Consider the following 25801-nt stretch of genomic DNA (forward strand, 5'->3'; position numbering starts at 1 on the left):
ATATAAAGCAGAAAGCACATCGGTAGGAGCAGGAATAAAACCATCTCCAAAATCATATTGCTTTACTAGAAATTGCCAAACAAAAAGCAGGATAATGAGGGGGAAGGTTCTTCGCAAGAACCTAAATGAAGGAAGCATAAAAAACACAATCTTAATAAGAAATCTAAATAAGGATTTTAAGATCGCGTACGCAAATTACTAAGGTCTATTTAATTATTTATTAATAACTTTAAATTCTAAAATAAATTTTATCGTAATAATTTTTTCAAGTTAATACGTTCTTTAGTGTAAGCAATGGACTGGACTCCCCCTGTGACAGCATAAACATGCGAAAGTGCAGGTGTTATGCAATCACGTCAACCGAAAGAGGGTAAGCGTTCAGTCAACACACATTGACTTGGCCGCGTAAGCGGCCATTGTGATTTTATTTGGACGTAGCAGGCGACAAGTTATGTGGTAATAGTTTATCAATCCGGTTGTTCGGATGCGCCGTCAATCTGTCTAGCACCTTCATCCGGCCGGGCACAACAGCAACCAGAAAGCCAGCGCGTCCACAGCACTCAGCACGAACCGTTATTAACGATAACGCCAGGAGCGGGATGTAATTTCCCGGTCTATTTTCTGCAATCTGCCCAAATGGTTGACATGATTAATACCCAAAACTTCGCGAACCAAGGCCATTAATTCAGGCAAATGCTCAAAATGCACCTTATTAATGAGCGACTCAAGTCGTGACTTCACCGACTCCAAATAATCTTTGAAATTGAACCCCGTTTTTTTAACTTCAGGCAAAATACGTACATAGGCCATGATATCTCCTCCTTGAACCTATTTTTTTTGAACAACATCTCCAGAAGCGCAAAATTCAGTGCGCGTCAATAGTATAACTTAACTTTGTTTGCGTTAAATCAAATAATATTCGTCTGGAATTTGCCCATCCCCTACAATTCGAATTTTTTTACTTTTATTTTCAAAAAACTGGGGTGAAGACTATCTGGGCGATGACGTACTGGAAAACGGCGACTCCCTGACCCTGTCTGATGTTAGCGAAGGCGACTGGGATGTTTTAGTGGTGGATGAGGACGGAGACAAATGCAAAATTACAGACGTAATCATCGACAGTTCCGATCGCAGGGTCATTACCGACAACGATTTACTAGTCTGGGAACAAGGTAGGTGCAAACCATCCGGTGCCGCACAAACCTTGTTAGCGCTGGCTATCCGGCATCCGGAAGTGTTGCGAGAACTTTAATGTTTTCTGTTACTCCGGTTTAATGCCTGCGCTTTCAACCGTTTGACGGTAATCATTAATTTCGTCCTGAATCAGGCGGGCAAACTCTCCTTGCTCCATCCCAATCGGCGCCAGGCCCAGTTCAGAAAGACGTTGCAAAAAAGCCGGTTTTTCCAGCACCCGCTGCAGGTCGGATTGAATTTTCACCACGATGTCATCGGCCATGTTGCCCGGGCCAGATACCGCCAGCCAGTTATTGCTTTCCATATCAATGCCCTGCTCTTTCAAAACAGGCACATCGGGTAGAAAATCCGAACGTTCTTTACTGGCAATCCCCAATACACGTACATCACCTGACTTTACGAATGAAAGACTTGAATTCAAAGCTACCCAGGCAGAGTCCACTTCACCGGACAACACGGCATTAACCGACTGGGCAGAACCTTTATAGGGAATATGGTTAAGCTTGATGCCGGCCATATTGGCAAATTTTTCACCGGCCAGATGCACCGTGGTGCCAATACCTGAAGTGGCATAACTGACCGTTTCAGGGCGTGATTTCGCGGCAGCAATATAATCCTCCAACGACTTGAAATCCGAATCAGCCCTGACAATCAACATATTGGGCGCAGACGCCACAAGCATAATGGGCGTGACATCCTTCACGGAATCAAACGGTAGATTGTTGCGTAGTGCAGGATTAATGGTATGGTTGCCTGCCAGCAATTGCAGGGTATAACCATCGGGTTTGGACTTGGCCACAAAGCTGGTCCCAATAATGCCTGAAGCACCTGCCTTGTTATCCACCACGACAGATTGGCCCCAGTCCTGCTGCAACTCGGATGCCAGCACCCGGGCAAGAATGTCCGAAGCGCCACCCGCTCCAAAACCAACAATCACATTCACCGTCCTGTTCGGATAAGACAGACTGCCACTGGCACTCGTCGCCATCACACCGGCAAAACTCACACACGCCATGACGGACAGAAAAAATTTTCCGATTCTCATTCAAATACTCCGAAAAATCCCAGCACCAAGGCTGGGACAAACACAAAACCTGTCACCACATAAGTGGTTTAATTGCGTGACAGACCTTTTTCCTCGATCAGTTTTTTCCAGATTTGACCTTGGTCGTGTACATAATCCTTGAAGTCTTCAGCGGTGGACCATTTGGCCTCAAGACCCAGTTTGGTAAAGTCCTCGATCAGCTCCGGTTTTTCCAGAACCGTCTTCAGGCTGGCATTCAGTTTGTCACGGATCTCGTCCGACAGGCCTGCCGGTGTAACCAAGCCTTGCCAGGCATACATTTCATAATCGTCAAGCCGTGGATCCAGCTCATGCAAAGGCTTGACGCCTTCTAAACCCGGGAAGCTTTCTTCCGATGAAATACCCAGTGCCTTCAACTTTCCGCTCTTTAAATAGCTGGCGACCGAACCCACGGAGCCGAACATAAGATCCACCCTGCCTGCCAGCAACTCCATCAAGCCAGGCGATGCACCGTTAAAGGGCAAATGGGTCATGGATGAACCGGTTTGCTGCATCAGCAATTCCATGCCCATGTGATGGGGGCTTCCCAAACCGGCAGAAGCATAGTTCAGTTTGTCAGGATTGGCCTTGGCATATTCAATCAGCTCGGAAACGCTTTCTACCGGCAAGTCGGGGCGAACCACCAGCACCAGTGGCAGGCGGGCAAGCATGCTGACCATAGTGAAATCATCGGCGGTGTAGCCCGGGTCTTTCATCAATATCGGGTTCAGTGCCAGGGTTGAAATGTCCGCATTCATGACGTTATAACCGTTTGGATTGGCACGCTTGAGTTTTCTGGCGGCATTAACCGTACCCGCCCCCGGCTGGTTTTCAACCACAATTGATTTTTTCAGTTCATCACCAAGATCCTTGGCAACTCTGCGTGCCAGGGTATCAGAGGCCGCTCCTGGTGCGTAGGGTACCACCCATTGTATGGGTTCCTCTGGATAACTGCTGGCCATCACAGGGCCTGCCTGTACCAGTGCTGCGGTACAAAGCATGGCCTTGCCAAATCCAAGTATGCTTTTTTTCAATGTCTGTTTCATCATGTTGTCTCCTTTGTTAATATGGCGCAGTAATAATTCAATCGTTACAACGGAATGTGTGTGAGGCGGTAACGATCACTGCGATTTAGTGGTGCGGTTTCAAGCAAATGCTGCATTACCTCGGCTTGTGTGGCGTTATCCCAACCCACAAACAGTGCTGCCCTTGGCAAGTCATCACCCGTCAAATATTCAAATGCCCCCAATACCTGGCCACCATGGGTCGCCAGCCGGGTATTCAAATCATTCTTGACCAATGCCTCGGCCGCTGCACTGCGGCCAATGTCAATCTTTGTAATATGCAGTTCAAGCGTTAAACGTGAAACATCCGGGTGTGCCACCCAGGGATGAATTTCCTTGAGAAAATTCAACTCGTAACGCTCCACCAGCTCACTGCCTGCATTGGTGCTTTCGCGGGCTGCCCACCATTCCGGGTCGCTATAAAAGCCGGCCCAGGCTTTTTGTCGTGTTTCCCAATCCGGCCATCGCATCAGGTAAACAAAGAATGGTGAGTTACGCCCCATGCTGGTATACCAATTGCCCAACGGTGCAATACCATGGCGTTGAAACAATGTTTGCAGCGCATCTTTCCTGCGCGCTACCATGTCAGGCATTCGCCCGCGTTCCACCTGATATAAACGCAACTCATAAAACTGACTGCTGATCATGACGGTCTTCTCCTAGCGTGCATAAGGGGGAGGTACCCCTTTTTTGGTAGCGGCCCGGTAATATTGCCAAGGGACTTCAACACTACCGTCCAGCTCCTCGGCAACCTGCCATGGCCAATGCGGGTTATTCAACACAGCCCTGCCTACCGCAACCAAGTCGGCCTGCTCTTCTGCCACAATCGCCTCAGCCTGGTTGGCCATATTGATCAGACCAACCGCAATAGTGCTAATGCCCACTTCCTTCTTGATGCGCTCGGCGTAGGGAACCTGGTAACCAGGTCCAATAGGCACTTTGACATAAGCATTGCCGCCACTGGAAACATCAATAAAATCACAACCCCGTTGATGCAATGCCCGGGCAAAAGCGACGGCTTCGTCTGCATTGATGCCTTCTTCATGCCAGTCAGTACCGTTGCAACGCACGCCCAATGGCTTTTCTGCCGGCCAAACCTTGCGCACGGCCTCAAAGACCTCTAGTGGAAAACGCATGCGGTTTTCAAGGCTGCCACCGTACTCATCATCCCGATGATTAGCCAGCGGGCATAAAAATGAACTCATCAAATATCCATGAGCCGCGTGCAACTCAATGACATCTATGCCAATTTTGTCCGCTCTTTGGGCTGCAGATACAAAAGCGGCGATCACGGCATCCATATCATCACGACTCATGGCCTGCGGTGTTTGCCAGCCCTCAGCAAAGGGAATCGGACTAGGCCCAATCACAGGCCATGCCCCCTCATCGGCCTTCAACGGCCCTCTACCCACAAATGGCTTGTGAGCGGATGCCTTTCTGCCGGCATGGCAAAGCTGAACGCCAACCGGCATTGAACTGTACTTGCGAACTGATTGCAAAACAGCGTGCAACGCATCCGCGTTTTCATCACTCCACAAACCCAGGCAATCGGACGTAATGCGGCCCCGAGCTTCAACCGCAGTGGCCTCTAGCATGAATAAACCGGCACCCGAGGTCAACAAACTGCCAATATGGATGGTGTGCCAATCACTTGCGTTACCATTCATGGCACTATATTGGCACATGGGTGAAATAACCAAGCGGTTTTTCAGCGTAAGTCCCCTTAGCGGGTAAGGTGTAAATAACTTGCTTGTCATATTATGTTTATCCCTTTGTCAAAAGCATGCAGCCCAGGCCGTAGGCACCATTGCATGTCACCGCCACTTCCGGCGCATCCACCTGCCGGGCACCACCACGGCCCAATAACTGCAGACAGGCTTCATAGGTATGCCCAAAACCATGCAACCTGCCGGCAGACAGCTGGCCACCGCTGGTGTTCATGGGCAATTCCCCATCCAGTCCAATCCGTTCACCCTTTTCCACAAAAGCACCGGCCTCTCCTTTGCCGCAAAATCCAAGTGCCTCGAGCCAGTGCAGGGTTAAAATACTGAACCCGTCATAAATTTGGGCGACGTCCACATCTTTGGGTTTCAGATCGGTACGGGACCACATCATGTTTGCGGCGGCTTCGGCACCAAACGACGTCATATCGGTTGGCTGTCGCAAGCCGCCTGTTTCAAATCGGCTGCCTATGGCTTCAATCCGGATCAGCGGATTAGGTCCGTCACCGGCTTCATCACATCGTGACAACACAAAAGCGGTCGAACCGTCAACCGGCACGTCACAATCAAACATACGCAATGGCGTGGTAATCATGCGGGAGGCCAAATAGTCCTCAATGGTAATCGGATCGCGGTAAATGGCATTGGGATTAAGCCCGGCCATTTTTCTGGCATGAACCGCAACCGAACCCAGCTGCTCGGGTGTCAGGCCGAATTCATGCATGTAACGGGTGGCATACATGGCATACCAGGGAGCGGGTGAAACCGATCCGTATGGCACGGCATACTGCCACATGCCAAACACCTGACGGTCACTGCCTCCCCAGGCCATGGCACCTTTTGCACGGGCCCGGGCCGATGCCTCACCAGTGGTACGGAACAGCAAAACGTTTTTAACCGTGCGCGCCGCCAGGGCCTGAATGGCAACAAAAAACGCACTCATCTGCCCGGCTGACTCCAGCGCGGTGGAACAATACCAGGTTGGCTGCAAACCCAGGGCCAGGCGAACATCATGCACACCCACCGGAGAGAACCCGGTTGCGTTGTCAGCGGCACCGGGATACGACATGACCCCGTCAATATCAGACGGTTTCAGACCCGCATCCGCAATCGCGGCCAGGCAGGCATCCACGGTCAAACGCAAGGCACTTTCCTTGGCAGGGCGACTCACGGCCGACTGCCCGATCCCACGAATGGCGACTTGTTTTTCTGCATAATTCATCATGCGCTCACCTCGGGCCGGAAAACGGGTAACCAGATATCATCCTGATTTTCAAACCGGACGGAAACCTTCATGCCAATGCTGACCTCTTCGGGCTCACAGTCAACGATATTGGTCATCAACCATAAGCCTTTTTGCTCGGCCAACTCCACGACGGCCAATACAAACGGGACTTTCTGGTTGGGTGCCCAGGGTTGCCAGTTCACGGTAAAGCTAACGACTTCCGCCTTGCCTGAAACCGGTTTATATTCCACTTCCTGATGACCGCATTGCGGGCATACCGGCAAGGGCGGATGCTGGTAAGTCTGGCATTGGGGACAATGGCAGATGCGCAATTCATTGTTTTTGCCACTAGTCCAAAAGGCGCTATTATCCGGATCCAGTGCAGGAATTTTTTCAAACATGCCTTGTTATCCTCTTTTGACCACGATACCCGCTTTTTCACGGTCCCACAAACGTTCAAGATCCTCGTTGGCCCAATCGCGAAGCTTGAACTTCTCGACTTTCTGGCTGGAGTTTCTGGGCAAGTCCTGCATCACGACCAGATAGCGGGGAACCATGTAATAGGCCATCTGGGACTGGCAATAACGAATCAGCTCGGCATGGTCCAACTCAACCTGGTCTTTTACCGTGATGGCCGCAGCGACTTCATCTTCAGACATCTCCGACTTGACCGCAAAAACCGCCACATCACGAATGGCCTCATGGGACATAATGACTTTTTCAACTTCGTAAGCGGAAATATTTTCACCGCGACGACGAATGGCATCTTTGGTGCGGTCAAGGAACCAGAAATATCCATCTTCATCAATCACGCCCACGTCACCGGTGTGGAACCAGCCATTGCGCCAGGCCTTGACGGTTGCTTCGGGCATTTTGTAGTAACCCTGGGAATGGGCCCACGGCATGGTATGGCGCAGCACCAGTTCACCACGCTGTCCGGGCTCAAGCTCAAAATCGTTCTCGTCAACGATGCGTGCCTCGATGCCCGCACGGGCCTTGCCACATGAACCCAATTTAGCCAGTGGTTCAACCAGGCTGTAGGCATGCGAAGGACCGAAATCGGTCAGGCTGTAACTTTGAATAAAGCGCAACCCGAAACGTTTTTCAAACTCAAGGCCAAAATCGGGAATCGGTGCCGACATGCACATCCGCAAACGGTTGTCCGCATCCGCCGGATCACGGGGCTGGCTCCATAAAATATTAATCATGGAACCCAGCAGATTGGTCAGGGTCGCACCGCATGCGCGAATATCCTGCCAGAACCTGGAAGCGGAGAAACGCTTTTGCAAGGCAATGGAGGCCCCCACCATGATGGCGTTATAAGTTGCCCCCTGCAAGGCATTGGTGTGGAACATGGGTAGACAGATATAGGCAATATCATCAGGGCGTTGACCAAATGCCTGCGCATGGCTCAGGCCCCACAGAAAACACTGTGCCTGCGTCAGAATCACGCCTTTGGATGGACCGGTCGTACCCGAGGTGTAAATAATGTATGAGGGGTCATTGAATGACACGGTTGCCTCAGGCAAACTTTGATCTGCCTCATACAGATCCGCAAAATCCACCACGTCAATGTCTGTTTTTCTGGTTGCAATCTGCGCCTTGTCAGCCCCCAGACAAACAATCTGCCTGATATTGTCCAGTTCTGCTGCCACCTCGGCATAATTGCTCCATAAAGCATCGTCAACGACCAGTGCCTCCGCATCGGAATGGGACAGCAAATACTGCAGGGACTGACCACGACTGCCCGTATTCAAAGGCACCGCCACCGCACCCAGTTTGCCCAGGGCAAAGTAAGTCAGTAACTGTTCAGGACTATTATCCATCAGGCAGGCCACGTGTGTACCATGAGCAATACCACGCTTGGCCAGGCCATGCGCCAGCTGGTTGGACATCAGATCAATATCCCGGTAAGTCAGTTGCCGGCCATCGGGCAAATAATTCAGGAATACCTTGTCGCCCATTGACTGGGCACGTTCAGCCAATACTTTTGGTGTGGTTAATTGCTGAATATGATGTCCAGCCCAGCGGTCTCCAAGACTCATTGTTCTTTCTCCTTTGTTTTTACAGGCGCCAGGGCACGCTGTACTGCAATTTCAACCCGGTCCGCATCGGCCAGTTCATTGGCAAGAATAAGAACCAGTCTCGCCAGGAAACCTTCTGTTTCAGCTTCCGGAATCTGGTCAAGCGCTTCGGTTACCGCGCGAAATGAGCGTTGCAATTCCATGTTTGATGTCTCCTTTTTTATTGCTAGTTACCCAGGGCCACATGCAGGGCCTGATTAATGTCCTGTCCAAGCGGTTTTTCCGATCTGGCCTGAATGTAACCATCAGGGCGAACCAGCAACCATGTACCTTCCTGCAGACCCAGTCTTTCACCTTCTTGCAGATAAGCCACTTTAGGCGTGTTGGCGGGTGCTGTATCCAATGCGACCGTTTCGTGCCGGAAATAACGGGGAAAAGTTGCCTGCAACTTATCTGTCTCGGATTTCAGTCCTTCAGGCAACTGGCCATTGACCGAGAAATAAAGACTGGTAAACCCATGGGGCTTGAGCAGATCGTGCAAATAAATCGTTTGAGCACCCTGCTCCAGTCGGCAATCCGGCAGAGGGTAACCGGGTAAGGCCGTGTGCCCGGCCTCGTTAACCTGATCGGCAAACAGGCATTCAGACTTGTTGGCATTGAAGGCATCCACCAGATCCAGCACAAAGCGCTCGGTGGGCAACAGATCAAAAGCGGCCTGACGCATCAGGGAGGCACCACGGGTGGGCGCTGTCATGCAAAGTGTGGCCAACCCGATATCCTTCAGGTTCTGGATAATCAGCGGACGACGCTCGGTATCGTATGAATCCAGCAAATCAGGATTAGCCACCCCGTTCATCACCATACCCAGCTTCCAGCCCAGATTGGCCGCATCAAGCATGCCCTGGTTCATGCCACGGCCACCAAAAATAGGGGTTTGATGGGCGGCATCACCCACAAAAAACACTGACTTTTGGCGATAGCATGGCAAACTTCTGGACATGGGGCGATAAGATGAAATCCACACCAGTTTGAATTCTTCCGAATCGGGGATATCCATCAACTGCAGCTGTTGCCGTACATTGCGCGCAACCACTTCAGGCCTCATGGCCTCTTCGATATCTTCACCATCATCCAGCGCATAATCCAAGCGCCATGTATTAAACGGCTGACGATGCAAAATGACTGCAGAATTTGGCTTGTAAGGTGGTGAAATCCATAAACGGCGGGCAATCGGTAAATCAGAAGGCAATTCGAAATCACAAATAATGAAATTGCGCTGCAAGACACCGTCGCCAATTTCCTCATAAGCCAGGCCCAGACTGCGCCGCACCTGTCCACGGGCACCATCTGCCGCAATCACATATTGCGCCTTCAGCAAATACTCCCCTTCTGGTGCAGTAACGGTTAGAACAGGCTGATCATTATCATCAAAATGCACTTCTTTGACTGCATTCAACCAGCGCAAGTCAATCCGGGCATTTTCCAGCACGGCATCCAACAAGACCTTTTCCGTCCAGGGTTGCTGCAGCACACTGATATCAGGGTGCTTTTCAGCTACCGACTGTTCATAGGGGGCACTATGGATCAATTGCCGGCCATGATAGACATAATTTCTATCGCGGGTAATGGCTTTTTCACGGAAAGCGCCACTTACACCCAAACGATCCATTACCTGCACACTGCGCCTGGCTACTGCCAGCGTCCTGCTGCTGTCCGACAAGTGATCTTTGGTTTCAAGCACCACAACCGGAATATCCTGTTGCGCCAGCGTCAGGGCCAACGTCAGGCCAACCGGGCCAGCCCCTACCACCACAACAGGATGCACGCCAACTTGGGCTTGTTGCAATTCTGGCGGTGTTACTGACGGGTAATGTTCCCATTTAAAGAAACCGGGTTTTTCAACTTTCATTTGTCTCCTCCGTTTTGACCGTATGACGGACGTTTAGCCGTATAATGGTTAAAATTATATCGATGAAGACTTATAAGGTCAATCTGGTTTTATAATGTTTATGATTCCGTTACACTTTTCCGATTCATGGGCCCTAACGGAAAGACCAACCAACAAGCAGGTAAATAATGAGCATCAATGAGGATCACCCGGATTTTGTAACCGCTTTTGCACGGGGCTTGAGTGTTATACGTTGTTTTGAAAAAGGCGCTGACCGCCTATCGTTAAATGAAGTCGCGACTCGCACCGGATTGGCGCGCGGGACAGCTCGGCGCTTTTTACTTACCCTGGAAGCTATCGGCTATGTGGGCATGGAAGATAACAAATTCCGCCTGCTGCCCAAGGTCCTGGACCTGGGCTATGCATATCTGTCCTCTATCCCCCTGTCGGAGCTGGCCCAGCCTTTCATGACCAGCATTGTTGAGAAAATAGATGAATCATGTGCCATGAGTGTGATGGATGGCACCGATGTGGTTTACATTGCCCGCATCCCGCCCTCGCATGTGTACACCATTCCGGTACAGGTCGGCATGCGCATGCCAGCCTTCATCAACGCCATGGGCCAAGTGTTGCTAGCCGACCTGAATGAAAAACAACTGGATGAATTTTTTGCCAAAGCAGAACTGCGCAAGCTGACCAAATACACGGACGTAGACCCTGTTTCGATCCGCAACACCCTGAAAAAGATCAGGGAACAAGGCTACGCCATGCCGGTAGACCAGGTATATGAAGGCCGCGTCTCACTGGCCGTGCCAATCAGGAACCGTGAAGGACGTGCGATTGCCGCCATGAACGTAAGCGCCATGCTCAGCCGTATTTCGGTTAAACGGATGACCACTGAGTTTTTACCTTTATTGCTTGATGCGGCTGAAAAAATGCGTAGTGGGTTGTGAGAAAATTAAAGCTTGAACTATTTTTTCGGAGTGCAAAAAAGTTGGGCTGAAGATAGATTATCCAATTCCATCCCCGAAGCAAAACGGGCATTTTTCCCGCCATCCCAAAGCAGGTAATTATTATCGATTGCCTGTTGATAGGCCCAATAAGCAACGTGGTGAGAACGCTTGAGATCCGTCAAAAACCCCTGCCTTGCCAGCTCGGTGGTAATCAGTGAATCATGCTGGTAATTACGTTCCAGCCATTTCTGTAAAAATTGCCCGGAAGCCAGGAAATTGCTTTTTTGCGAATTACACGTATTGTCTGCCAAGACAAAATTGTGGCCGGTATCAGCTGAATATAAAGACCAGGGAATGAAATGGTCCACCGCGATTTTTTCATTCTTGAGTGGTTTATTACAATAAAAACAGCGGCACTGCTGTAAATCAACCAAGAAGTCAGCCACTTTACGTAATTGGTTGCGGCTAGGTGCAAAAAGAAAGGTATTCAGATCGGGCAAGCCATCCAGGACAGGCAGGTTCTTCTTGTTTTCCCGAACAAAATCCACCCAGCACTTTTGGCAAAGCTCTTCAATAATATCGCCAAACTGCCTTAGGCAATACATTACCTTGGGCAGTAACCGTAAATGATGTTTCGATTCTTCCAAATGATATAAAAACTCAATGCTTTGGCCATTCAGGTTTTGCAAATACACCACCGGCATTTTCTTGACGATAGCAGCAACCGATTTTTTCAGTTTCAACCAATAAGCGGTGCTTTGCCTGGCTGATGCCAGGGTTTTAAACTGTTGTTGTGCAGACAGAACCAAATTGACGATGCTGGCCTGTGGGCCAGTACTTTGTTGCAGCACAAAAGATTCTTGCTGATTAAACTCATATGGCCTGACCTGCCACCAATACAAATCAATGAATTTTTCTGCAATATCCAGATAATCCAGTGCCAGCCCTTCCCCGGTATCTTTGCCCTGCTCGATGGCAAGTCTTGACAGGCTAATCAGCAAGGCAAATTTATAAGTCGATGTAAAACTGCCTGATTGCAGTATTTGCTGAATTCGCTTCAGGAATTTTAATTGTTCTTGTGGCGTGGGAATCGAAATATCTGCAAGCATGAAATGTCCATAACTGATCAACAATATTCGACCATTGCTCAACGTCACATGGAAGTTGAAATTGATAGAAAAGGGTTATATTGATTTTAAGGACATTTTGGGCTGTTGTGGGAAATACGTAGAAATAAAAAAACGGAACCCAATGTTTCAAAGGATTCCGCTTTTATCACTGCAGGTATGCTGAGTATTTTCAGCACACGCGCATTCAGATCACTTGGATCTGGGTAGCGCAAGGGCCTTTTTGCCCTTGACCTGTCACGAATGACACACGTTGATTCTCTTCAAGAGATTTGTGGCCAGTGCCTTGAATTTCGCTGTAGTGTGCGAAGAGATCCTTGCCGCCAAACTCAGGCATGATAAAGCCGAAGCCCTTATCGTTGTTGAACCACTTCACAATACCGGTTTCTGTCTTCAATGTAAGTCCTAAATGTACTAGGGAAAAATATCCCTCGACCCATTCTCGTCGTTTACCTCAACAATAGATAGCTCTGTTTCAAAATGACACATCTATCTGCTGCAATTCAGTTTGACTTCGCACATTAACTACTAGTGAGACATGCCATCGTTTTTGAACACCCCCACAACACGCCCTACGGGTGGTGGCTAAAATTTCTTCAACATCCAAACATCGCACCCGCCATGAACGGTTCCGTCCAATGGGCAGTCAAGATGATGAAACCCTAGTTTTTCATATAAGGCTATAGCCGATTTCATACCAGACAAGGTATCAAGATAACATTCCTTGTACCCCTTTTGGCTTGCATAACTCAAACATCTACTCACCAATTCCTTGCCAATACCCAAGCCACGGGCTTCTTTTAAAAGAAACAGTTTTCGCAATTCGCATATCTGGCTACTGCCGTTGAAAGGGGCAATACCACCACCCCCCACAATGCGTCCATCCAACAGGGCCACCAGATACAAGCTGCCGCGTTGATCGTCATAATGCGCACTCATTTCCAGCACTTCCGCATCAGAGGGACCAAAACCGTCACCGATTGCGCCGAACTCTGAACCAACCGTTTTGATGATGTTGCAAATGACCTCATCGTGTGCCGGTTGGATTTCCACAATTTCAACAGCCAATTACTGCTCTCCTTTCTTTTTATTGGTGATCCACCGACTTGCCAAGACACTCGAATTTATAGCGCCCTAGCTTGTATAAGTCGAAATCAGATTGACTTGTTCCTTTGGAGCAATTCCCAAGCCTCGAGAAAAATAGTCCGAGATGTTTCCGTAGGTGCGCTTTAGAGAAGCGAATCCAGCCTCCAGATATTCCGGTCGCACCAGTAACAGGTTTTCCACAACGGCCCGATCACCGCCTGATGCAACAAACGCTTCCATGATTGAAGAATATCCCTGAAGCAATTGCTCATTACTCGCCAGGTAGTCTGCCAAAACATCATCACGGTGAACACCCAGCAATAACAACAGCATCGCCGCAGCCCAACCGGTTCGGTCTTTGCCTGCGGTGCAGTGAAAGACACGCGGTATGTCAGGATCCCTCAGCAAAGAGGAGAAGAAGGCACCGTAAGCTTTACATGCGCTGGGCAGGCTAATCAAATTCCCGTAAATGGTTCTGTACAGCGTCTGCACCTTGTCTGGTGTCATATCCTGACCGAACTTGCGAGGATCCTGCAGCACAAGTTGCATCATCGCCGCTATCGAACCCGAGTCATCACTGAGCACATCGAGCCATACGCTTTGAGCGCCTGGCATAGGGACGTCGGGGGATCGTTCCCTTTCTGCGGCCGTACGAAAGTCGTAAACGAACCGTATGCCCAGCCCCTCAAGCCATCGAACCGACTCCTCCGGTATGTTTGCAAGTTGACTCGACCGGAATATACGACCAGGAATTACGGCCGTTCCGTTGGCTGTGGCATGCCCGCCAATGTCTCTGAAGTTGGAAGGAATAGTGCGTGTGTTCATATATCGTATTCAGTCATCCCTGATTTGAATTCACGTAAAGCTCCATGTGTTAAACGATGATCACGCTGCCAATGTCGCGTTATCAATCACAAAACGGTACTTGACATCACCCTTGAGCATGCGCTCATAAGCCTCGTTGATCTGGTCTACCCGAATCATTTCGATATCCGCCACAATGCCATGCTCGGCGCAGAAGTCCAGCATTTCCTGGGTTTCAGGAATCCCGCCAATCAACGATCCGGCAAGGCTTCGCCTTTTCATGATTAGACTGAACACATTGGGTGAAGGATGCGGTGATGATGGTGCCCCCACCAATGTCATCGTGCCATCCCGCTTAAGCAATGCAAAGAAAGGATCCAGATCATGCGGAGCGGCAACCGTGTTAAGAATGAAGTCAAGACTCATGACATGGGCTGCCATTTCATCAGGGTTACGGGAAACCACCACCTCATCGGCCCCCAGCTTTTTGGCTTCGGCACGCTTGGACTCCGAAGTTGTGAACGCAACCACATGGGCGCCCATGGCATGGGCCAGTTTAATGCCCATGTGTCCCAACCCGCCAATACCCACCACACCCACTTTCTGCCCGGGCCCCACTTTCCAGTGGCGTAATGGAGAGTAAGTCGTAATGCCTGCACATAGCAAGGGGGCTACGGCAGCCAACTGGTTTTCCGGGTGACGGATACGCAGCACATACCGCTCATGCACCACAATCTGCTGGGCATAACCGCCAAGGGTATGTCCCGGCGCATCGGGCGTGGGACTGTTATACGTGCCCACCATATGATCACAGAAATTTTCCAGACCTTCGTTGCAATCTGGGCAATGCTGGCAACTGTCAACAATACAGCCCACCCCAACCAGATCGCCCTTCTTGAAACCGGATACATGCTCGCCCACTGCCAATACCCGGCCAACAATCTCATGACCCGGTACGCAGGGATACAAGGTGCCTGCCCACTCGGCGCGAACCTGGTGAATATCGGAATGACATACACCACAAAAGGCAATATCAATCTGTACATCGTGCGCCCCCGGCTGACGCCGGGTAATATCCATAGACTCAAGGGGCAGATCACCCGCCCGGGCACCATAAGCTTTTACATCCATTGCAATACTCCTTGATAGTGTCATAACAGGACTGTTTTCAGATTATATAATCAGGCGCTGTCCAAAAACTCACCCACATAAATCATATGTTCAAAGGGTAAAACTGACTGCTTGTTTGCCCATTGGCATCCAAAGAAAACATATTCATTCCTATCTACTATTTTTTTAACATTCAAATCTTGCGACAACTTTGGTGTTTAGGTGGAGAGTGTATTAGCGTTTATCCTGCTCTTGCAGCCACTGTTCCCTGCCATAGGCATACCCCGGAAATTCGTGTTCAAGCGTGGTTTGTCCCCGAAGCAGGCGGTTTGCAAGATCGATTACGTTTTTAAGTTCGGTTTCATTACGCACTTCCAGCGGCGCCACCAGATCTACCCCAGTCGCCCATGAAAGACATTCACGTTGCCAACGGGGTTTCACGATAAAATCCATCCCCTCTTTTTGCAGTCGCTGCTTGATCGTATCCAGCCTGTCATAATATTGTCGGGTTTCATCCGTGCCTAGGGATACGGTATAGCTGATGATTTTTTTACGAGAGCGACCAACCGGTTTATGGTTGGGGATGCCATCCTCAAAACACTGTCCATTTAATGGTGAATGACCGGCTTCCTGGCGGGCCTGCTCATCAAGCGCATCGGCATAAACAAAGCGCGGATGCTGCCACCAGACCATCACGCGTCGGTCTCCCAGAATAAACCCGGCATCATCCCACCATGACAAGTCATCCGGTTTTTTTTCATCATAGGAATGGATCACATATATGCCATTTTTCATCACCCATTTACAGCGGCGGTGATAAGCCTTTTGCGCCTTACGCAGGCGTTCAAATCGTTCAAGTTTCATAATGGCACCTTTGAAAACGGATGTTTTTCCCACCCTCCCAAAGCAAGTAATTGTTATCCATGGCCTGTTGGTAAGCCCAGGACGCAACACGGTGAGAGCGCCGGTTATCCGTCAGAAATTTTAATTGTTCTTGTGACGTGGAAATCGAAATATCTTCAATTCAGTCATCCCTAATTTGTTCATTTCTTTCAGGTGCAGCCAACGGCTGCCCTCCTTCGTTTGATAAAAACATCCCAGATTGGGCATTAACCGGGTAACCTTATCCAAATTACTGAATGGAAAAGCGGCAATCAGTGCTGAAATGGCTTTACGCTTGCATGCATGGTTAGGTAAAGACAACCTATCGCCAGTGTGCCTGCCATGATAATAATGGCCATCAAGGTCAATCAAGATACCCCCTGAAAATGTATTAGTTTTTTAGATTGTTACCCATGTTCGCAACAAACCCGGGCCCCTGTTTTTAATAGCGAATACCAATATAAAAAGCGGCTTGAAATAGAAAGAAAAGCACCAACCCATTAGCATTCCTAATATGTTAACAAAAAATTTTAATTAGTCCATGCTGCCTGATATCTCTATACTTACAGAAAATCAAAGGAGAAAATTGATGGAAAGCAACATCGGCAAGCAAAACGCCATTAACGAATTTATGGCGCTTGCCAAACAGCAAACAACACCTGAACCCAACCGCAAAGGACTGGACGCCGTACGCGACGCGCTAATTCAACTGGCCGCCAATACAAACTGGTGGTCTGAAGCCGATTACCCCGCACCAGAGGGCGAAGAACTGCAAGCCCGCTACCTGATTCATTCAGAACCCGATAACAGCCTGTCGCTGTACTTGAATGTCATGAAACCCGGCAAAAAAATCGTCCCACACAACCATACAACATGGGCCTGCATTGCCGCGGTGGAAGGCACGGAAAGCAACTACCTGTACGAACGCACCGATGATGGCAGCACGCCAGGCAAGGCAACCATCGTTCAAACGGGCATGCAAAGTATTGGCCCTGGTCAAGGCATTGCGCTTATGCGAAACGACATCCACGCGGTAAGAATTGAAGACAGCCAGATCCGCCACCTGCATATGTACGGCAAGGCACTGGAAACCTTAACGGAAAGACTGGCTTTTGATGTGGAAAACAATACCTGCAAGATCATGGACATTGGTGTGAAAACCCGCTAGGGCCACATGTTGACTATGCCAAATTGCCCGCCCTTAAAATCTGCCACGCCCCAATCCATGAAAGAGATTGATGCCAAACAGCTGAAAAGCTGGATTCATGATGAACATGAAATTGCCATTCTGGATATCCGTGAACACGGCCAGTACGGAGAAAACCACCTGTTCTTCGCGGTCTCTTTACCCTATAGCGTGCTGGAGTTGCGGGCAAAAAAACTGGTTCCCAACCCGAATACACGCATCGTTATTTATGGCGAAGGCAGCAATGCCGGCCATCAAACCGTAATGGCTGCCGCTACGGCCTTGCAAAACCTTGGCTACCGCCATATTCATGTACTGCAAGGCGGTATCCAGGCATGGCAGGCAGCCGGGTTTTCCACTTTTGCCGGTGTTAACTTACCTAGCAAAACATTTGGCGAACTGGCCGAACATGCCTGCCACACACCCAGTGTTTCAGCCAGCCAATTACAGGAAATGATCCAGTTTGCCAATGGCAATCTGGTCATTCTGGACGGGCGGCCCGTTCCTGAATACCGGAAAATGAATATTCCCGGCTCAATCTGCTGCCCCAACGGTGAGCTTGCCCTGCGTGCCAGCCAGATTGCCGATGATCCTGATACAACTATCGTGATCAACTGCGCTGGCCGCACCCGCAGCATTATTGGCGCACAAACCCTGATCAACCTTGGCTTACCCAACAAGATTTATGCACTGGAAAACGGCACCCAGGGTTGGTATTTGTCGGGGTATGAACTGGAACGCCAGGCCAACCGCCTGTATCCAGAACATATCAACCCGTCCTTGCTACCGCTATTAAAAGAACGCGCAAGCAATCTTGCCCGGCGCTTTGGCCTTAGCCATGTTTCTTTCGAGCAGGTTTTGCTGTGGCTGCAAGAGGCTGATCGCAACACGTTTTTGTGTGATATCCGTACCGAACAAGAGCATCAAGCAAGCCAGCTGCCCGCACTGATACGGCATACCCCAGGCGGACAACTGGTTCAGGCAACCGATGAATACATCGGGGTAAGAAAAGCCCGCATTGTTTTAGCTGATTTCGACCAGATCCGTGCCCCCGTGGTGGCCAGCTGGCTTAAGCAGCTTGGCTGGGAAGTTTACCTGCTTGCCGAAACTGACAAGCTAGCCACATTACCCACGCTGCCCACGACGCTTGTTTCCCTAAGTCATGCTCGCCAGATTTCTGCGGCTGCAGCGGTTGACTTCATCAAACAGCATCCGCAGGCCATCGTCCTTGATGCCAGGCCCAGCATGCAGTTTCGAGCTTGCCACTTGAAAAACAGCTTCTGGGTGATTCGCCCAACCTTGATGGAACACGCACCCGATCATCCTCAGGCTTGCATTTTATTGCTTGGCAGCGAAGCGGAAAAAACCATGCTCTTGGCCCGTGACTTGGAAGACGCGGACTACCAGAATATCCAATTTGCCGTTATTGATGAGGACTTCTTCGAGTCATCCGGTTTGCCGCTGGAACATGACAGTGAACAGCCCCCCGATGCAGCGTGCATTGATTTCCTGTTTTTTGTGCATGACCGGCATAACGGCAACAAGGAAGCCGCCAGAAAATACCTGGAATGGGAAACCAATCTTGTTTCTCAAATAGATGAGCAAGAGCGGGCGACTTTTAGATTTTTTTAAAGCGCTAAGCATCGTTAAACAGCAAACGCAGGGTAACTTCATTCCCCCAGAATGTCGAGTGGTCTCCCGCAACGGCCGTGCAAAGCGTGATCAACCCGTAAGGTTGCCATTCTTATCCAGTTCAGTTTGTGTTTTCGAACTGTGCCTTCAGCATTTCAAAAATGCCCAACGTTAGCGGGTTAATCGTGTCTTGTCGCGTCAGTAAGCGATAGGTCATCAAAGGCAAGGGTGGCAATCCTTCCTGCTCGGCCAATACCCGCATGTCCGGCCCCAAAAATTCAACGCTACGGGCCGTCACACCCAGGCCTGCACGCACTGCGGCCTTGATACCCGCCAAAGAAGGGGCAAGATAGTTAATACGCCAGTCAATTTGATGCTGCGCTAGCGCGGTTAAGGCCAGTCGCCGGAATATACTGGGTTCATCGGCCAAAATCAAAGGTAATGTTGAATGACGGTTGTAAGAAAAATCAGCCGCGCATATCCAGACCGTGGGCGAGGTACGCACTACAAAGCTGTTCAGCCCAGGTGCATCACGGGTAGAAATAGCCATGTCTATATTACCCGAGGCCAGCAAAGCCATTAAGGCTGGACTGCGGTCAACCTGTATGTCCAGTTTCACCTTGGGGGCATAGCGGGCAATATGCGTGAGCACAATGGGCAGAATCGTATCCGCCACATCAAAGGTTGCCCCGAAGCGGATATGCCCTTCCATTTGCTGACGTCCCACCGTGCGCAGCACTTCATCATTAATAGCCAGCAGGCGGCGGGCATACTCGGCCAATTGCTTGCCTTGCTGGGTAAGCTCCCTGTGCCGGCCACGTTTTTGGAACAAGGGATAACCCATCTGCTCTTCCAGCCTTTGCATTTGCTGGCTAACCGCTGACTGCGTTTTAAACAGCGCCTCTGCCGCCCCCGAAAAAGTATTGGTTTTTTCAACGGTTACCAGAGTTCGCAATAAACCCAGATCCAGGTTATTCATAGTGAATGCCCATATAAAAAGCGGCTTGAAATAAAAGAAACAGCACTAAGTAATTAGTATGCCCAAGATGTTAACAAAGAATTGGAATTGGTTTATTCAGCTGGATATATCTATCATTAAGAATACACACTGGAAATAATTAATATACAAAAAGGCGATTTCTTAGTTTTTTTTCATTAAGCCTTGCTGAGGGCATTAAGTAACTCAATGGGCAAAGCACCATTTTATACAGGTCAAAAAAAATTGGCAGCCTAAGCTGCCAATTCCATTACTTCACTATCCACCTACTATTGCTGGTTTATTTTTGTGCGGATTGATCTACAAAAATAAGGTTTTTGGTGTTGAATCCCAAGCTGTCCATTTTAGCGATCAGCTCTTTTTTAAGGTTTTCATCAATGGTTGGCGTCCTGGACAACAGCCATAAAAAGTCCTTGTTGTGGCTGGTGATCAATGAATACTCATAATTTTTGCCTAAATCAAAAATTACATAAGAGCCGTAGAAAGGCCCAAAGAACGACACTTTCAAATAACCCTGCTTGCTATCTTCCACAAAGTAGGCCTTGCCTTCGGCTTCTTTCCATTGATTTTTGGCCGTATTAAAGCCACGATTAATAACCTTGATGCCGCCATCGTCACGCATTGTATATTCGGCGCTTACTTGCTGCAATCCGCGCTCAAAGGAATGATCAAGGCGTGCAATTTCATACCATTTACCCAGATAACGCTGGTAATCAAAGTTCTGGACTGGCTCTATCCCTTTAGGTATGCCAGTACAACCGGTTAAAAACAAGAACAAACAAACAAAAAAATAGCGCATTTGGCCAAACTCCCTGGATTGATGTGCAAGTGGAACGCTTACACGCGCTGGTCAATACTGATAAAACCAGGCCACCGTCCCCTTCTGCCATACAAAGCAATAGAAAGGGGCGTTCAACAATCAGAATATATCCCTTGATAGCCGAAGTCAATGATATGCATAAATCCGTAAACGGATACTTGTGATTTCCGCCGGTAATACTGGATTGGATTAAATTTCAAGTGGACCGGAATGACATAGCTAGACAATAGAACTGTAAGCGTATACCGCCCAGATGGCTTCTTCAATAATGGCAAACGCAGCAAAACCTCTATGAAACCCGAGTTGCTTGCTGCGTATGGCAAAGCCGCACAACACCACAAAAACACTGATATGCAAAACATAGGGCAGCCCCAAGGAAAGCAAGTAATTGGTTCCTTTCAAGGTGGTATCCAACAAATCCGTAAGGTTAAGTGCAATCAGCAAGCCAAAAAACCAGGCCCGCCTGGAGAGGAAGTAGTCATCCATTCTGTTGATATTGTCTATTTTGTCGGGGTATAGAATGGTGCAGGTAAAGAAGTAAAGCGAGGCATAGAAAAGAATGAACAGGTAAAGCCCAAAGTTCCAGGTTACCGTATTGGCCAGCCGAATCTGAAACCACCAGAAATTGACCATATCCAGCAACAGAAAGAACGTCCAGCCAATGTGCACAAAAAACACATGATCTTTATTGGGTTGCTGGACAAAACGGCTTAACCCGTTCAGCAAACGGGTCATGCATAAGCCGGTAATCATGCCGACAACTATCCGGACATGGGTAAACGTATCGGCTTTCAGTGGGGAAGACAGGTCTATCATCCATTGCTCCGGGCAAATATTGATTTACTTCCACATTAGATAAAGCAGCTTAGCGATTATTCTATGGGGATGTAAAGTTATTCCTGTTGCTTTTTTCAGCCAGTTTACCTTGGCCCAAGGAAATTCTCTGGATAATGGGCTTACAGCCCTCTAGCAGCAGTAACAGCACAACACCCAAGCCCAGCGCCAGCACCATATCTTCCCAGGTAATCATGCCAAACTTCAACAACTCCTGTGCAGCAGGCAAGAACAGGATTAATGCGGTAACGCCCGCCACAATCAGGACAACATACACCAGTGCCATATTCTTTCGGGCAAAGGCCTCCCTTAACGATGCAGTGAATGAGCGATTGACCAGAATCAGCGCCATGATCTGGGCGATCAGTGCAAAGAAGACCAAGGCACGCGCTTCAACCTCGGGCATGCCAGACGCCGTTTTATAAAGAAAAACGCCAGCCAGCATCGCAAAGGCAACACCACCCTGAAAGACGCTCCATACAACCATGGGAATCGAGAACATATGTTCAGACGGATCACGTGGCGGGCGTTGCATGGCATCATCCTCTTCGCGCTCCGCTTCAAATACCAGTGTACACACCGGGTCGATGACCATTTCAAGCAATGCAATATGAATTGGCCCCAGCAAGATTGGATAACCAAAGAACAAAGGGAACAGCGCCAACCCGGCAATCGGCACATGAACCGCAAAAATGAAGGCCATCGCCTTGCGCATGTTATCGTAGATTCGCCGCCCCAGCCGAACCGACTGAATGATAGAGCCGAAATCATCGTCAAGCAGTACCATGGCGGAAGCCTCACGCGCCACATCGGTTCCCCGCTTGCCCATGGCAACACCAATATGCGCCGCCTTGAGTGATGGCGCATCATTAACGCCATCTCCAGTCATAGCTACAATCTCACCCTCGGTTTTGAACGCCTGGACAATACGCAGTTTTTGTTCTGGCATGATCCGTGCAAATACGGTGACGGTTTTCAGGCGTTGCTCAAGCTGTTCGTCCGTCATCTTTTCAAGATCGCTGCCGGTTAATACATCGCCATCAGGAATGCCTGCCTGCATGGAAATAGAACGTGCCGTTACCTCGTAGTCTCCGGTAATCATGACCACCCGGATACCGGCACGCCGACATTCGGCAATCGCACCGGGCACACTGGCTCGTATTGGATCAACAAACCCAACCAGACCTTCTAATGTATATGCATAAGCCCGTTGGGATTCAGCCCAGTTACGATCGGTAGCCGTCGCGGTAGCAACCGCCAGCACGCGTATGCCACGCCTGGCCATTTCTTCAGCGGCCGCCTTCATTTGCGCGATTTCTTCAGAAGAAAGCCGACACAGTCCAGCAATCGCTTCAGGCGCACCTTTCGCACAGATTTTCAGGGTTCCGTTATCGTCCCAGATATTGGACATGGCCAACAGCTCTGGGCGCAATCCATAGTTATATACCAATGCAGCAGTCTGTTTCTCTGTGACCTTGCCCATCCCATGAGCGCGATGCATAGCAATTTCCATTGGATCAACCGGCTCTGCGGCACTGGCCAGCATTGCTGTTTCAATCAGCTTGTAGTGGCCATCAGATAAGGCCGCTTTCCCATCCAGAATCCCTGTTTCGCCCGATGGCAGCCAAACTTGTACAAGTGCCATGCGATTTTCTGTAAGGGTACCGGTTTTATCAGTGCACAGTACCGTTGCCGAACCCAAGGTTTCAATGGCAGCTGCCCTTCGGGTAAGCACACCCACCTTGCCTATCCGCCAGGCACCCATCGCCATGAATACCGTCAGTACAACCGGAAACTCTTCGGGAAGCATGGACATGCCAACAGCAATGCCAGCCAGCATTGCCTCTAGCCACTCGCCGCGCGACAAGCCATAAAGCAGCACCACCAGCAAGGCCACCAGACTGCCCCCCATTGCACACCATGTGACAATCCGGCCCGTTTCACGCTTCAGGCGGGGTGCTTCGGTATCAAGTTCGGCAAGCGACTGGCCGATTTTGCCAATTTCGGTATGCGGGCCGGTTGCCAGAACACGGGCAATCCCGCTGCCACGCACAACCAGCGAACCGGAATAAACATAGGGCTGGTCTTCACCACCCGGACGCGGATCCTTGTGCTCTTGTGTGTTATTGGTAAACGTTGAGGCCTTCTTGCCAACCGGCAGGGACTCTCCGGTAAGCAGTGATTCGTCAGTCTGCAAGTCGATGGCGTCAAGCAATATGGCATCGGCAGCGATACGGTCCCCTTGCTCCAGGATAAGCAAGTCGTCACGAACAACTTCACGACCGGCAATGCGAATGCGCTCTCCATCACGAATCACCAGCGCACGCGGGGAAGACAAATCGCGTAATGCTTCAAGCACACGTTCAGTGCGGGTTTCCTGGATTACCGTAATGGCAACCGAGAAGCTGGCAAAAGCAAGCAGGATACTGGCTTCAGTACGGTCTCCCAGCAATAGGTAGACAAATCCGCCAACCAACAACAGCAAGAGCATAGGCTCTCGCAAGACTTCCAGGGCAATACGAAAAATTGATCGTTTGCCTGCACGTGGCAATTCGTTAGGACCTTCCAAACGCAGCCGTTCAACGGCCTTGTGAGTACTTAGTCCATGAAGATGATTTTCATTTTTCGTTGCCACGGCACTTGATTCCTTGCAGGAAAATTTGATCTATACGATCATAGCACCGCAGCATTGCAAAACAAAACGCTTAAATATCCAAACTCAGGTATTTAATCTCGATGTATTCCTCGATGCCGTATTTGGATCCTTCACGTCCCAGGCCCGATGCTTTCATGCCACCAAAGGGGGCCACTTCGGTAGAAATAGCACCCGAATTGATACCCACCATGCCATACTCAAGCGCTTCGGCAACCCTGAACACGCGGCTGATATCCCGCGTGTAAAAATAGGCGGCCAAGCCATACTCCGTGTCATTGGCGTAGGCAATAGCCTCTTCTTCATGATGAAAACGGAAGACGGGTGCCAGGGGACCAAACGTTTCTTCCTTGGCAACAACCGCATTAACTGGCACATCAACCATCACGGTAGGTTCAAAGAAAGTGCCGCCCAGCGCATGGGGTTTACCGCCGGTCACAATACGGGCACCTTTCTCCAGGGCATCAGCAATGTGTGACTTGACCTTGGCCAGCGCATTTTCATCAATCAAAGGACCCATGGTGGTTTCCGCTTCCATGCCATTGCCCACTTTGAAACCCGCTACCGCAGCAGTCAATTTCTGTACAAAAGCATCGTAAACCTTATCGTGCACATACAGGCGGTTTGCACACACGCAAGTTTGGCCGTTATTGCGAAACTTTGAAATAATCGCGCCCTGAACAGCGGCATCAAGATCAGCGTCTTCAAAAACAATAAACGGTGCGTTACCACCCAGCTCTAGCGAAACTTTCTTGACATCATTCGCGCACTGGGCCATTAATAAACGGCCCACCTGGGTAGAACCAGTGAAAGACAGTTTGCGCACAATCGGGTTGCCGGTAAGCTCTGCACCAATAGCAATGGCATCACCCGTTACTACATTAAACACACCGGCAGGAACACCCGCACGTTCCGCCAGCTCTGCCAAGGCCAGCGCGGAATACGGGGTTTGCGGTGCCGGCTTCAGCACCATGGTGCATCCGGCGGCCAGGGCCGGTGCCGCTTTGCGGGTAATCATGGAAGACGGGAAGTTCCAGGGGGTAATCGCTGCGGTAACGCCCACCGGCTGTTTAACCACAATCACACGCTTGTTGGCCTGTGGCCCGGGAATCACATCGCCATAAACCCGTTTGGCCTCTTCCGAAAACCATTCCACAAACGAAGCGGCATACAGGATTTCCCCTTTGGCTTCTGCCAGGGGCTTGCCCTGCTCCAGCGTCATCAAACGGGCCAATTCATCCTGATGCTCAATCATCAGCTCAAACCATTTACGCAATAATTGCGAACGTTCCTTGGCGGTTTTTGCCCGCCAGGCCGGCAAGGCATTATTGGCCGCTTCAATAGCCAGCCTGGTTTCAGCCGCACCCATAATTGGAACCGTACCCAGTACCTCAGCAGTGGCCGGGTTCAGAATGGTTTGTACCTGACCTGAATCGGCATCCAGCCATTGACCATTGATGTAAGCCTGCTGATGAAATAAACCTGTATTTTGCATAATAGAAACCTTGAGTCGACTGGTAAAACCGAAAACGCACTAT

25 protein-coding genes and 1 pseudogene are annotated in these 25801 nt (G+C 49.8%); 4 read left to right on the forward strand and 22 right to left on the reverse strand.

The window, feature by feature from the left end; all coding sequences use genetic code 11:
* Positions 1-576: 576 nt before the first annotated feature.
* Entirely contained in the window at positions 577-810 is a 234-nt protein-coding gene (locus ACM5Q9_RS11735) for a hypothetical protein (protein ID WP_418144931.1), read from the reverse strand.
* A 352-nt stretch (positions 811-1162) separates the two neighbouring features.
* Between ACM5Q9_RS11735 and ACM5Q9_RS11740 the strand changes: the two are divergent.
* A pseudogene (locus tag ACM5Q9_RS11740) lies at positions 1163-1252 on the forward strand (helix-turn-helix domain-containing protein); the annotation flags it as partial.
* 9 nt (positions 1253-1261) lie between these two features.
* Here ACM5Q9_RS11740 and ACM5Q9_RS11745 read toward each other — a convergent pair.
* The 9 genes from ACM5Q9_RS11745 to ACM5Q9_RS11785 all read right to left on the reverse strand — a co-directional run bounded on the left by ACM5Q9_RS11745 (position 1262) and on the right by ACM5Q9_RS11785 (position 10200).
* Positions 1262-2239 carry a Bug family tripartite tricarboxylate transporter substrate binding protein gene (locus tag ACM5Q9_RS11745; RefSeq protein ID WP_418144932.1) on the reverse strand — a complete coding sequence of 326 codons (978 nt, stop codon included), beginning with the start codon at positions 2237-2239 and terminating at the stop codon, positions 1262-1264.
* Positions 2240-2307: 68 nt separating this feature from the next.
* Positions 2308-3306, reverse strand: coding sequence for a Bug family tripartite tricarboxylate transporter substrate binding protein (locus tag ACM5Q9_RS11750; RefSeq protein ID WP_418144933.1), 999 nt, complete (start codon positions 3304-3306; stop codon positions 2308-2310).
* Positions 3307-3347: 41 nt separating this feature from the next.
* Positions 3348-3968 carry an NIPSNAP family protein gene (locus tag ACM5Q9_RS11755; protein ID WP_418144934.1) on the reverse strand — a complete coding sequence of 207 codons (621 nt, stop codon included), beginning with the start codon at positions 3966-3968 and terminating at the stop codon, positions 3348-3350.
* A gap of 12 nt (positions 3969-3980) precedes the next feature.
* The gene (locus ACM5Q9_RS11760) at positions 3981-5078 is read right to left on the reverse strand and encodes an NADH:flavin oxidoreductase/NADH oxidase (protein ID WP_418144935.1); all 1098 of its coding nucleotides are present in this window, start codon (positions 5076-5078) and stop codon (positions 3981-3983) included.
* 7 nt (positions 5079-5085) lie between these two features.
* The gene (locus tag ACM5Q9_RS11765; protein ID WP_418144936.1) at positions 5086-6267 is read right to left on the reverse strand and encodes a thiolase family protein; all 1182 of its coding nucleotides are present in this window, start codon (positions 6265-6267) and stop codon (positions 5086-5088) included.
* A complete protein-coding gene (locus tag ACM5Q9_RS11770) occupies positions 6264-6668 on the reverse strand; it encodes a Zn-ribbon domain-containing OB-fold protein (RefSeq protein WP_418144937.1) in 405 nt (134 codons plus the stop codon). The genes ACM5Q9_RS11765 and ACM5Q9_RS11770 overlap by 4 nt, the downstream gene beginning before the upstream one ends.
* Before the next feature lie 6 nt (positions 6669-6674).
* Positions 6675-8312 (reverse strand): AMP-binding protein, encoded by a 1638-nt coding sequence (locus ACM5Q9_RS11775; RefSeq protein ID WP_418144938.1) that lies wholly within the window; start codon positions 8310-8312, stop codon positions 6675-6677.
* Positions 8309-8494 (reverse strand): hypothetical protein, encoded by a 186-nt coding sequence (locus ACM5Q9_RS11780; RefSeq protein WP_418144939.1) that lies wholly within the window; start codon positions 8492-8494, stop codon positions 8309-8311. Before ACM5Q9_RS11780 ends, ACM5Q9_RS11775 begins: the two co-directional genes overlap by 4 nt.
* A gap of 23 nt (positions 8495-8517) precedes the next feature.
* A complete protein-coding gene (locus tag ACM5Q9_RS11785) occupies positions 8518-10200 on the reverse strand; it encodes an FAD-dependent monooxygenase (RefSeq protein WP_418144940.1) in 1683 nt (560 codons plus the stop codon).
* Positions 10201-10367: 167 nt separating this feature from the next.
* On the opposite strand from ACM5Q9_RS11785, the gene ACM5Q9_RS11790 reads away from it, so the two are divergent.
* Complete coding sequence (locus ACM5Q9_RS11790; RefSeq protein ID WP_418144941.1) at positions 10368-11132, forward strand: IclR family transcriptional regulator domain-containing protein; 765 nt, start codon at positions 10368-10370, stop codon at positions 11130-11132.
* A 17-nt stretch (positions 11133-11149) separates the two neighbouring features.
* On the opposite strand, the gene ACM5Q9_RS11795 is transcribed toward ACM5Q9_RS11790, so the two are convergent.
* From ACM5Q9_RS11795 to ACM5Q9_RS11825, 7 genes are all read right to left on the reverse strand, one after another.
* Positions 11150-12241: an HNH endonuclease gene (locus ACM5Q9_RS11795; RefSeq protein WP_418144942.1), complete on the reverse strand. Its 1092-nt coding sequence runs from the start codon at positions 12239-12241 to the stop codon at positions 11150-11152.
* Between the two features lie 205 nt (positions 12242-12446).
* Positions 12447-12656 (reverse strand): cold-shock protein, encoded by a 210-nt coding sequence (locus ACM5Q9_RS11800; RefSeq protein ID WP_246587317.1) that lies wholly within the window; start codon positions 12654-12656, stop codon positions 12447-12449.
* A 188-nt stretch (positions 12657-12844) separates the two neighbouring features.
* Complete coding sequence (locus ACM5Q9_RS11805; protein WP_418144943.1) at positions 12845-13327, reverse strand: GNAT family N-acetyltransferase; 483 nt, start codon at positions 13325-13327, stop codon at positions 12845-12847.
* Between the two features lie 66 nt (positions 13328-13393).
* The gene (locus tag ACM5Q9_RS11810) at positions 13394-14170 is read right to left on the reverse strand and encodes a tyrosine-protein phosphatase (protein WP_418144944.1); all 777 of its coding nucleotides are present in this window, start codon (positions 14168-14170) and stop codon (positions 13394-13396) included.
* 60 nt (positions 14171-14230) lie between these two features.
* The gene (locus ACM5Q9_RS11815; protein ID WP_418144945.1) at positions 14231-15280 is read right to left on the reverse strand and encodes an NAD(P)-dependent alcohol dehydrogenase; all 1050 of its coding nucleotides are present in this window, start codon (positions 15278-15280) and stop codon (positions 14231-14233) included.
* Between the two features lie 213 nt (positions 15281-15493).
* A complete protein-coding gene (locus ACM5Q9_RS11820; RefSeq protein ID WP_418144946.1) occupies positions 15494-16123 on the reverse strand; it encodes a hypothetical protein in 630 nt (209 codons plus the stop codon).
* A 120-nt stretch (positions 16124-16243) separates the two neighbouring features.
* Entirely contained in the window at positions 16244-16513 is a 270-nt protein-coding gene (locus tag ACM5Q9_RS11825) for a hypothetical protein (protein WP_418144947.1), read from the reverse strand.
* 259 nt (positions 16514-16772) lie between these two features.
* On the opposite strand from ACM5Q9_RS11825, the gene ACM5Q9_RS11830 reads away from it, so the two are divergent.
* The gene (locus ACM5Q9_RS11830) at positions 16773-17309 is read left to right on the forward strand and encodes a hypothetical protein (protein WP_418145028.1); all 537 of its coding nucleotides are present in this window, start codon (positions 16773-16775) and stop codon (positions 17307-17309) included.
* Between the two features lie 57 nt (positions 17310-17366).
* Positions 17367-18959, forward strand: coding sequence for a rhodanese-like domain-containing protein (locus tag ACM5Q9_RS11835; protein ID WP_418144948.1), 1593 nt, complete (start codon positions 17367-17369; stop codon positions 18957-18959).
* 121 nt (positions 18960-19080) lie between these two features.
* Here the strand turns inward: ACM5Q9_RS11835 and ACM5Q9_RS11840 are convergent, their stop codons facing one another.
* From ACM5Q9_RS11840 to gabD, 5 genes are all read right to left on the reverse strand, one after another.
* Complete coding sequence (locus ACM5Q9_RS11840; protein ID WP_418144949.1) at positions 19081-19938, reverse strand: LysR substrate-binding domain-containing protein; 858 nt, start codon at positions 19936-19938, stop codon at positions 19081-19083.
* Positions 19939-20236: 298 nt separating this feature from the next.
* Positions 20237-20755, reverse strand: coding sequence for a lipocalin family protein (locus tag ACM5Q9_RS11845; protein WP_418144950.1), 519 nt, complete (start codon positions 20753-20755; stop codon positions 20237-20239).
* A 240-nt stretch (positions 20756-20995) separates the two neighbouring features.
* A complete protein-coding gene (locus tag ACM5Q9_RS11850) occupies positions 20996-21592 on the reverse strand; it encodes a hypothetical protein (RefSeq protein ID WP_418144951.1) in 597 nt (198 codons plus the stop codon).
* Between the two features lie 61 nt (positions 21593-21653).
* A complete protein-coding gene (locus ACM5Q9_RS11855; protein ID WP_418144952.1) occupies positions 21654-24245 on the reverse strand; it encodes a cation-translocating P-type ATPase in 2592 nt (863 codons plus the stop codon).
* Between the two features lie 70 nt (positions 24246-24315).
* Positions 24316-25758 carry an NADP-dependent succinate-semialdehyde dehydrogenase gene (gene gabD / locus ACM5Q9_RS11860; RefSeq protein ID WP_418144953.1) on the reverse strand — a complete coding sequence of 481 codons (1443 nt, stop codon included), beginning with the start codon at positions 25756-25758 and terminating at the stop codon, positions 24316-24318.
* Positions 25759-25801: the final 43 nt, after the last annotated feature.

The sequence above is a fragment of the Advenella sp. RU8 genome, assembly GCF_048381675.1.
Lineage (GTDB): Bacteria > Pseudomonadota > Gammaproteobacteria > Burkholderiales > Burkholderiaceae_B > Advenella.

What these genes read in the sequence shown, in the direction of transcription:
- ACM5Q9_RS11735 (WP_418144931.1), bottom strand. Translation starts at nt 810, where the DNA reads ATGGCCTATGTACGTATTTTGCCTGAAGTTAAAAAAACGGGGTTCAAT.
- ACM5Q9_RS11745 (WP_418144932.1), bottom strand. Translation starts at nt 2,239, where the DNA reads ATGAGAATCGGAAAATTTTTTCTGTCCGTCATGGCGTGTGTGAGTTTT.
- ACM5Q9_RS11750 (WP_418144933.1), bottom strand. Translation starts at nt 3,306, where the DNA reads ATGATGAAACAGACATTGAAAAAAAGCATACTTGGATTTGGCAAGGCC.
- ACM5Q9_RS11755 (WP_418144934.1), bottom strand. Translation starts at nt 3,968, where the DNA reads ATGATCAGCAGTCAGTTTTATGAGTTGCGTTTATATCAGGTGGAACGC.
- ACM5Q9_RS11760 (WP_418144935.1), bottom strand. Translation starts at nt 5,078, where the DNA reads ATGACAAGCAAGTTATTTACACCTTACCCGCTAAGGGGACTTACGCTG.
- ACM5Q9_RS11765 (WP_418144936.1), bottom strand. Translation starts at nt 6,267, where the DNA reads ATGATGAATTATGCAGAAAAACAAGTCGCCATTCGTGGGATCGGGCAG.
- ACM5Q9_RS11770 (WP_418144937.1), bottom strand. Translation starts at nt 6,668, where the DNA reads ATGTTTGAAAAAATTCCTGCACTGGATCCGGATAATAGCGCCTTTTGG.
- ACM5Q9_RS11775 (WP_418144938.1), bottom strand. Translation starts at nt 8,312, where the DNA reads ATGAGTCTTGGAGACCGCTGGGCTGGACATCATATTCAGCAATTAACC.
- ACM5Q9_RS11780 (WP_418144939.1), bottom strand. Translation starts at nt 8,494, where the DNA reads ATGGAATTGCAACGCTCATTTCGCGCGGTAACCGAAGCGCTTGACCAG.
- ACM5Q9_RS11785 (WP_418144940.1), bottom strand. Translation starts at nt 10,200, where the DNA reads ATGAAAGTTGAAAAACCCGGTTTCTTTAAATGGGAACATTACCCGTCA.
- ACM5Q9_RS11790 (WP_418144941.1), top strand. Translation starts at nt 10,368, where the DNA reads ATGAGCATCAATGAGGATCACCCGGATTTTGTAACCGCTTTTGCACGG.
- ACM5Q9_RS11795 (WP_418144942.1), bottom strand. Translation starts at nt 12,241, where the DNA reads ATGCTTGCAGATATTTCGATTCCCACGCCACAAGAACAATTAAAATTC.
- ACM5Q9_RS11810 (WP_418144944.1), bottom strand. Translation starts at nt 14,170, where the DNA reads ATGAACACACGCACTATTCCTTCCAACTTCAGAGACATTGGCGGGCAT.
- ACM5Q9_RS11815 (WP_418144945.1), bottom strand. Translation starts at nt 15,280, where the DNA reads ATGGATGTAAAAGCTTATGGTGCCCGGGCGGGTGATCTGCCCCTTGAG.
- ACM5Q9_RS11820 (WP_418144946.1), bottom strand. Translation starts at nt 16,123, where the DNA reads ATGAAACTTGAACGATTTGAACGCCTGCGTAAGGCGCAAAAGGCTTAT.
- ACM5Q9_RS11830 (WP_418145028.1), top strand. Translation starts at nt 16,773, where the DNA reads ATGGCGCTTGCCAAACAGCAAACAACACCTGAACCCAACCGCAAAGGA.
- ACM5Q9_RS11835 (WP_418144948.1), top strand. Translation starts at nt 17,367, where the DNA reads ATGAAAGAGATTGATGCCAAACAGCTGAAAAGCTGGATTCATGATGAA.
- ACM5Q9_RS11840 (WP_418144949.1), bottom strand. Translation starts at nt 19,938, where the DNA reads ATGAATAACCTGGATCTGGGTTTATTGCGAACTCTGGTAACCGTTGAA.
- ACM5Q9_RS11845 (WP_418144950.1), bottom strand. Translation starts at nt 20,755, where the DNA reads ATGCGCTATTTTTTTGTTTGTTTGTTCTTGTTTTTAACCGGTTGTACT.
- ACM5Q9_RS11850 (WP_418144951.1), bottom strand. Translation starts at nt 21,592, where the DNA reads ATGATAGACCTGTCTTCCCCACTGAAAGCCGATACGTTTACCCATGTC.
- gabD (WP_418144953.1), bottom strand. Translation starts at nt 25,758, where the DNA reads ATGCAAAATACAGGTTTATTTCATCAGCAGGCTTACATCAATGGTCAA.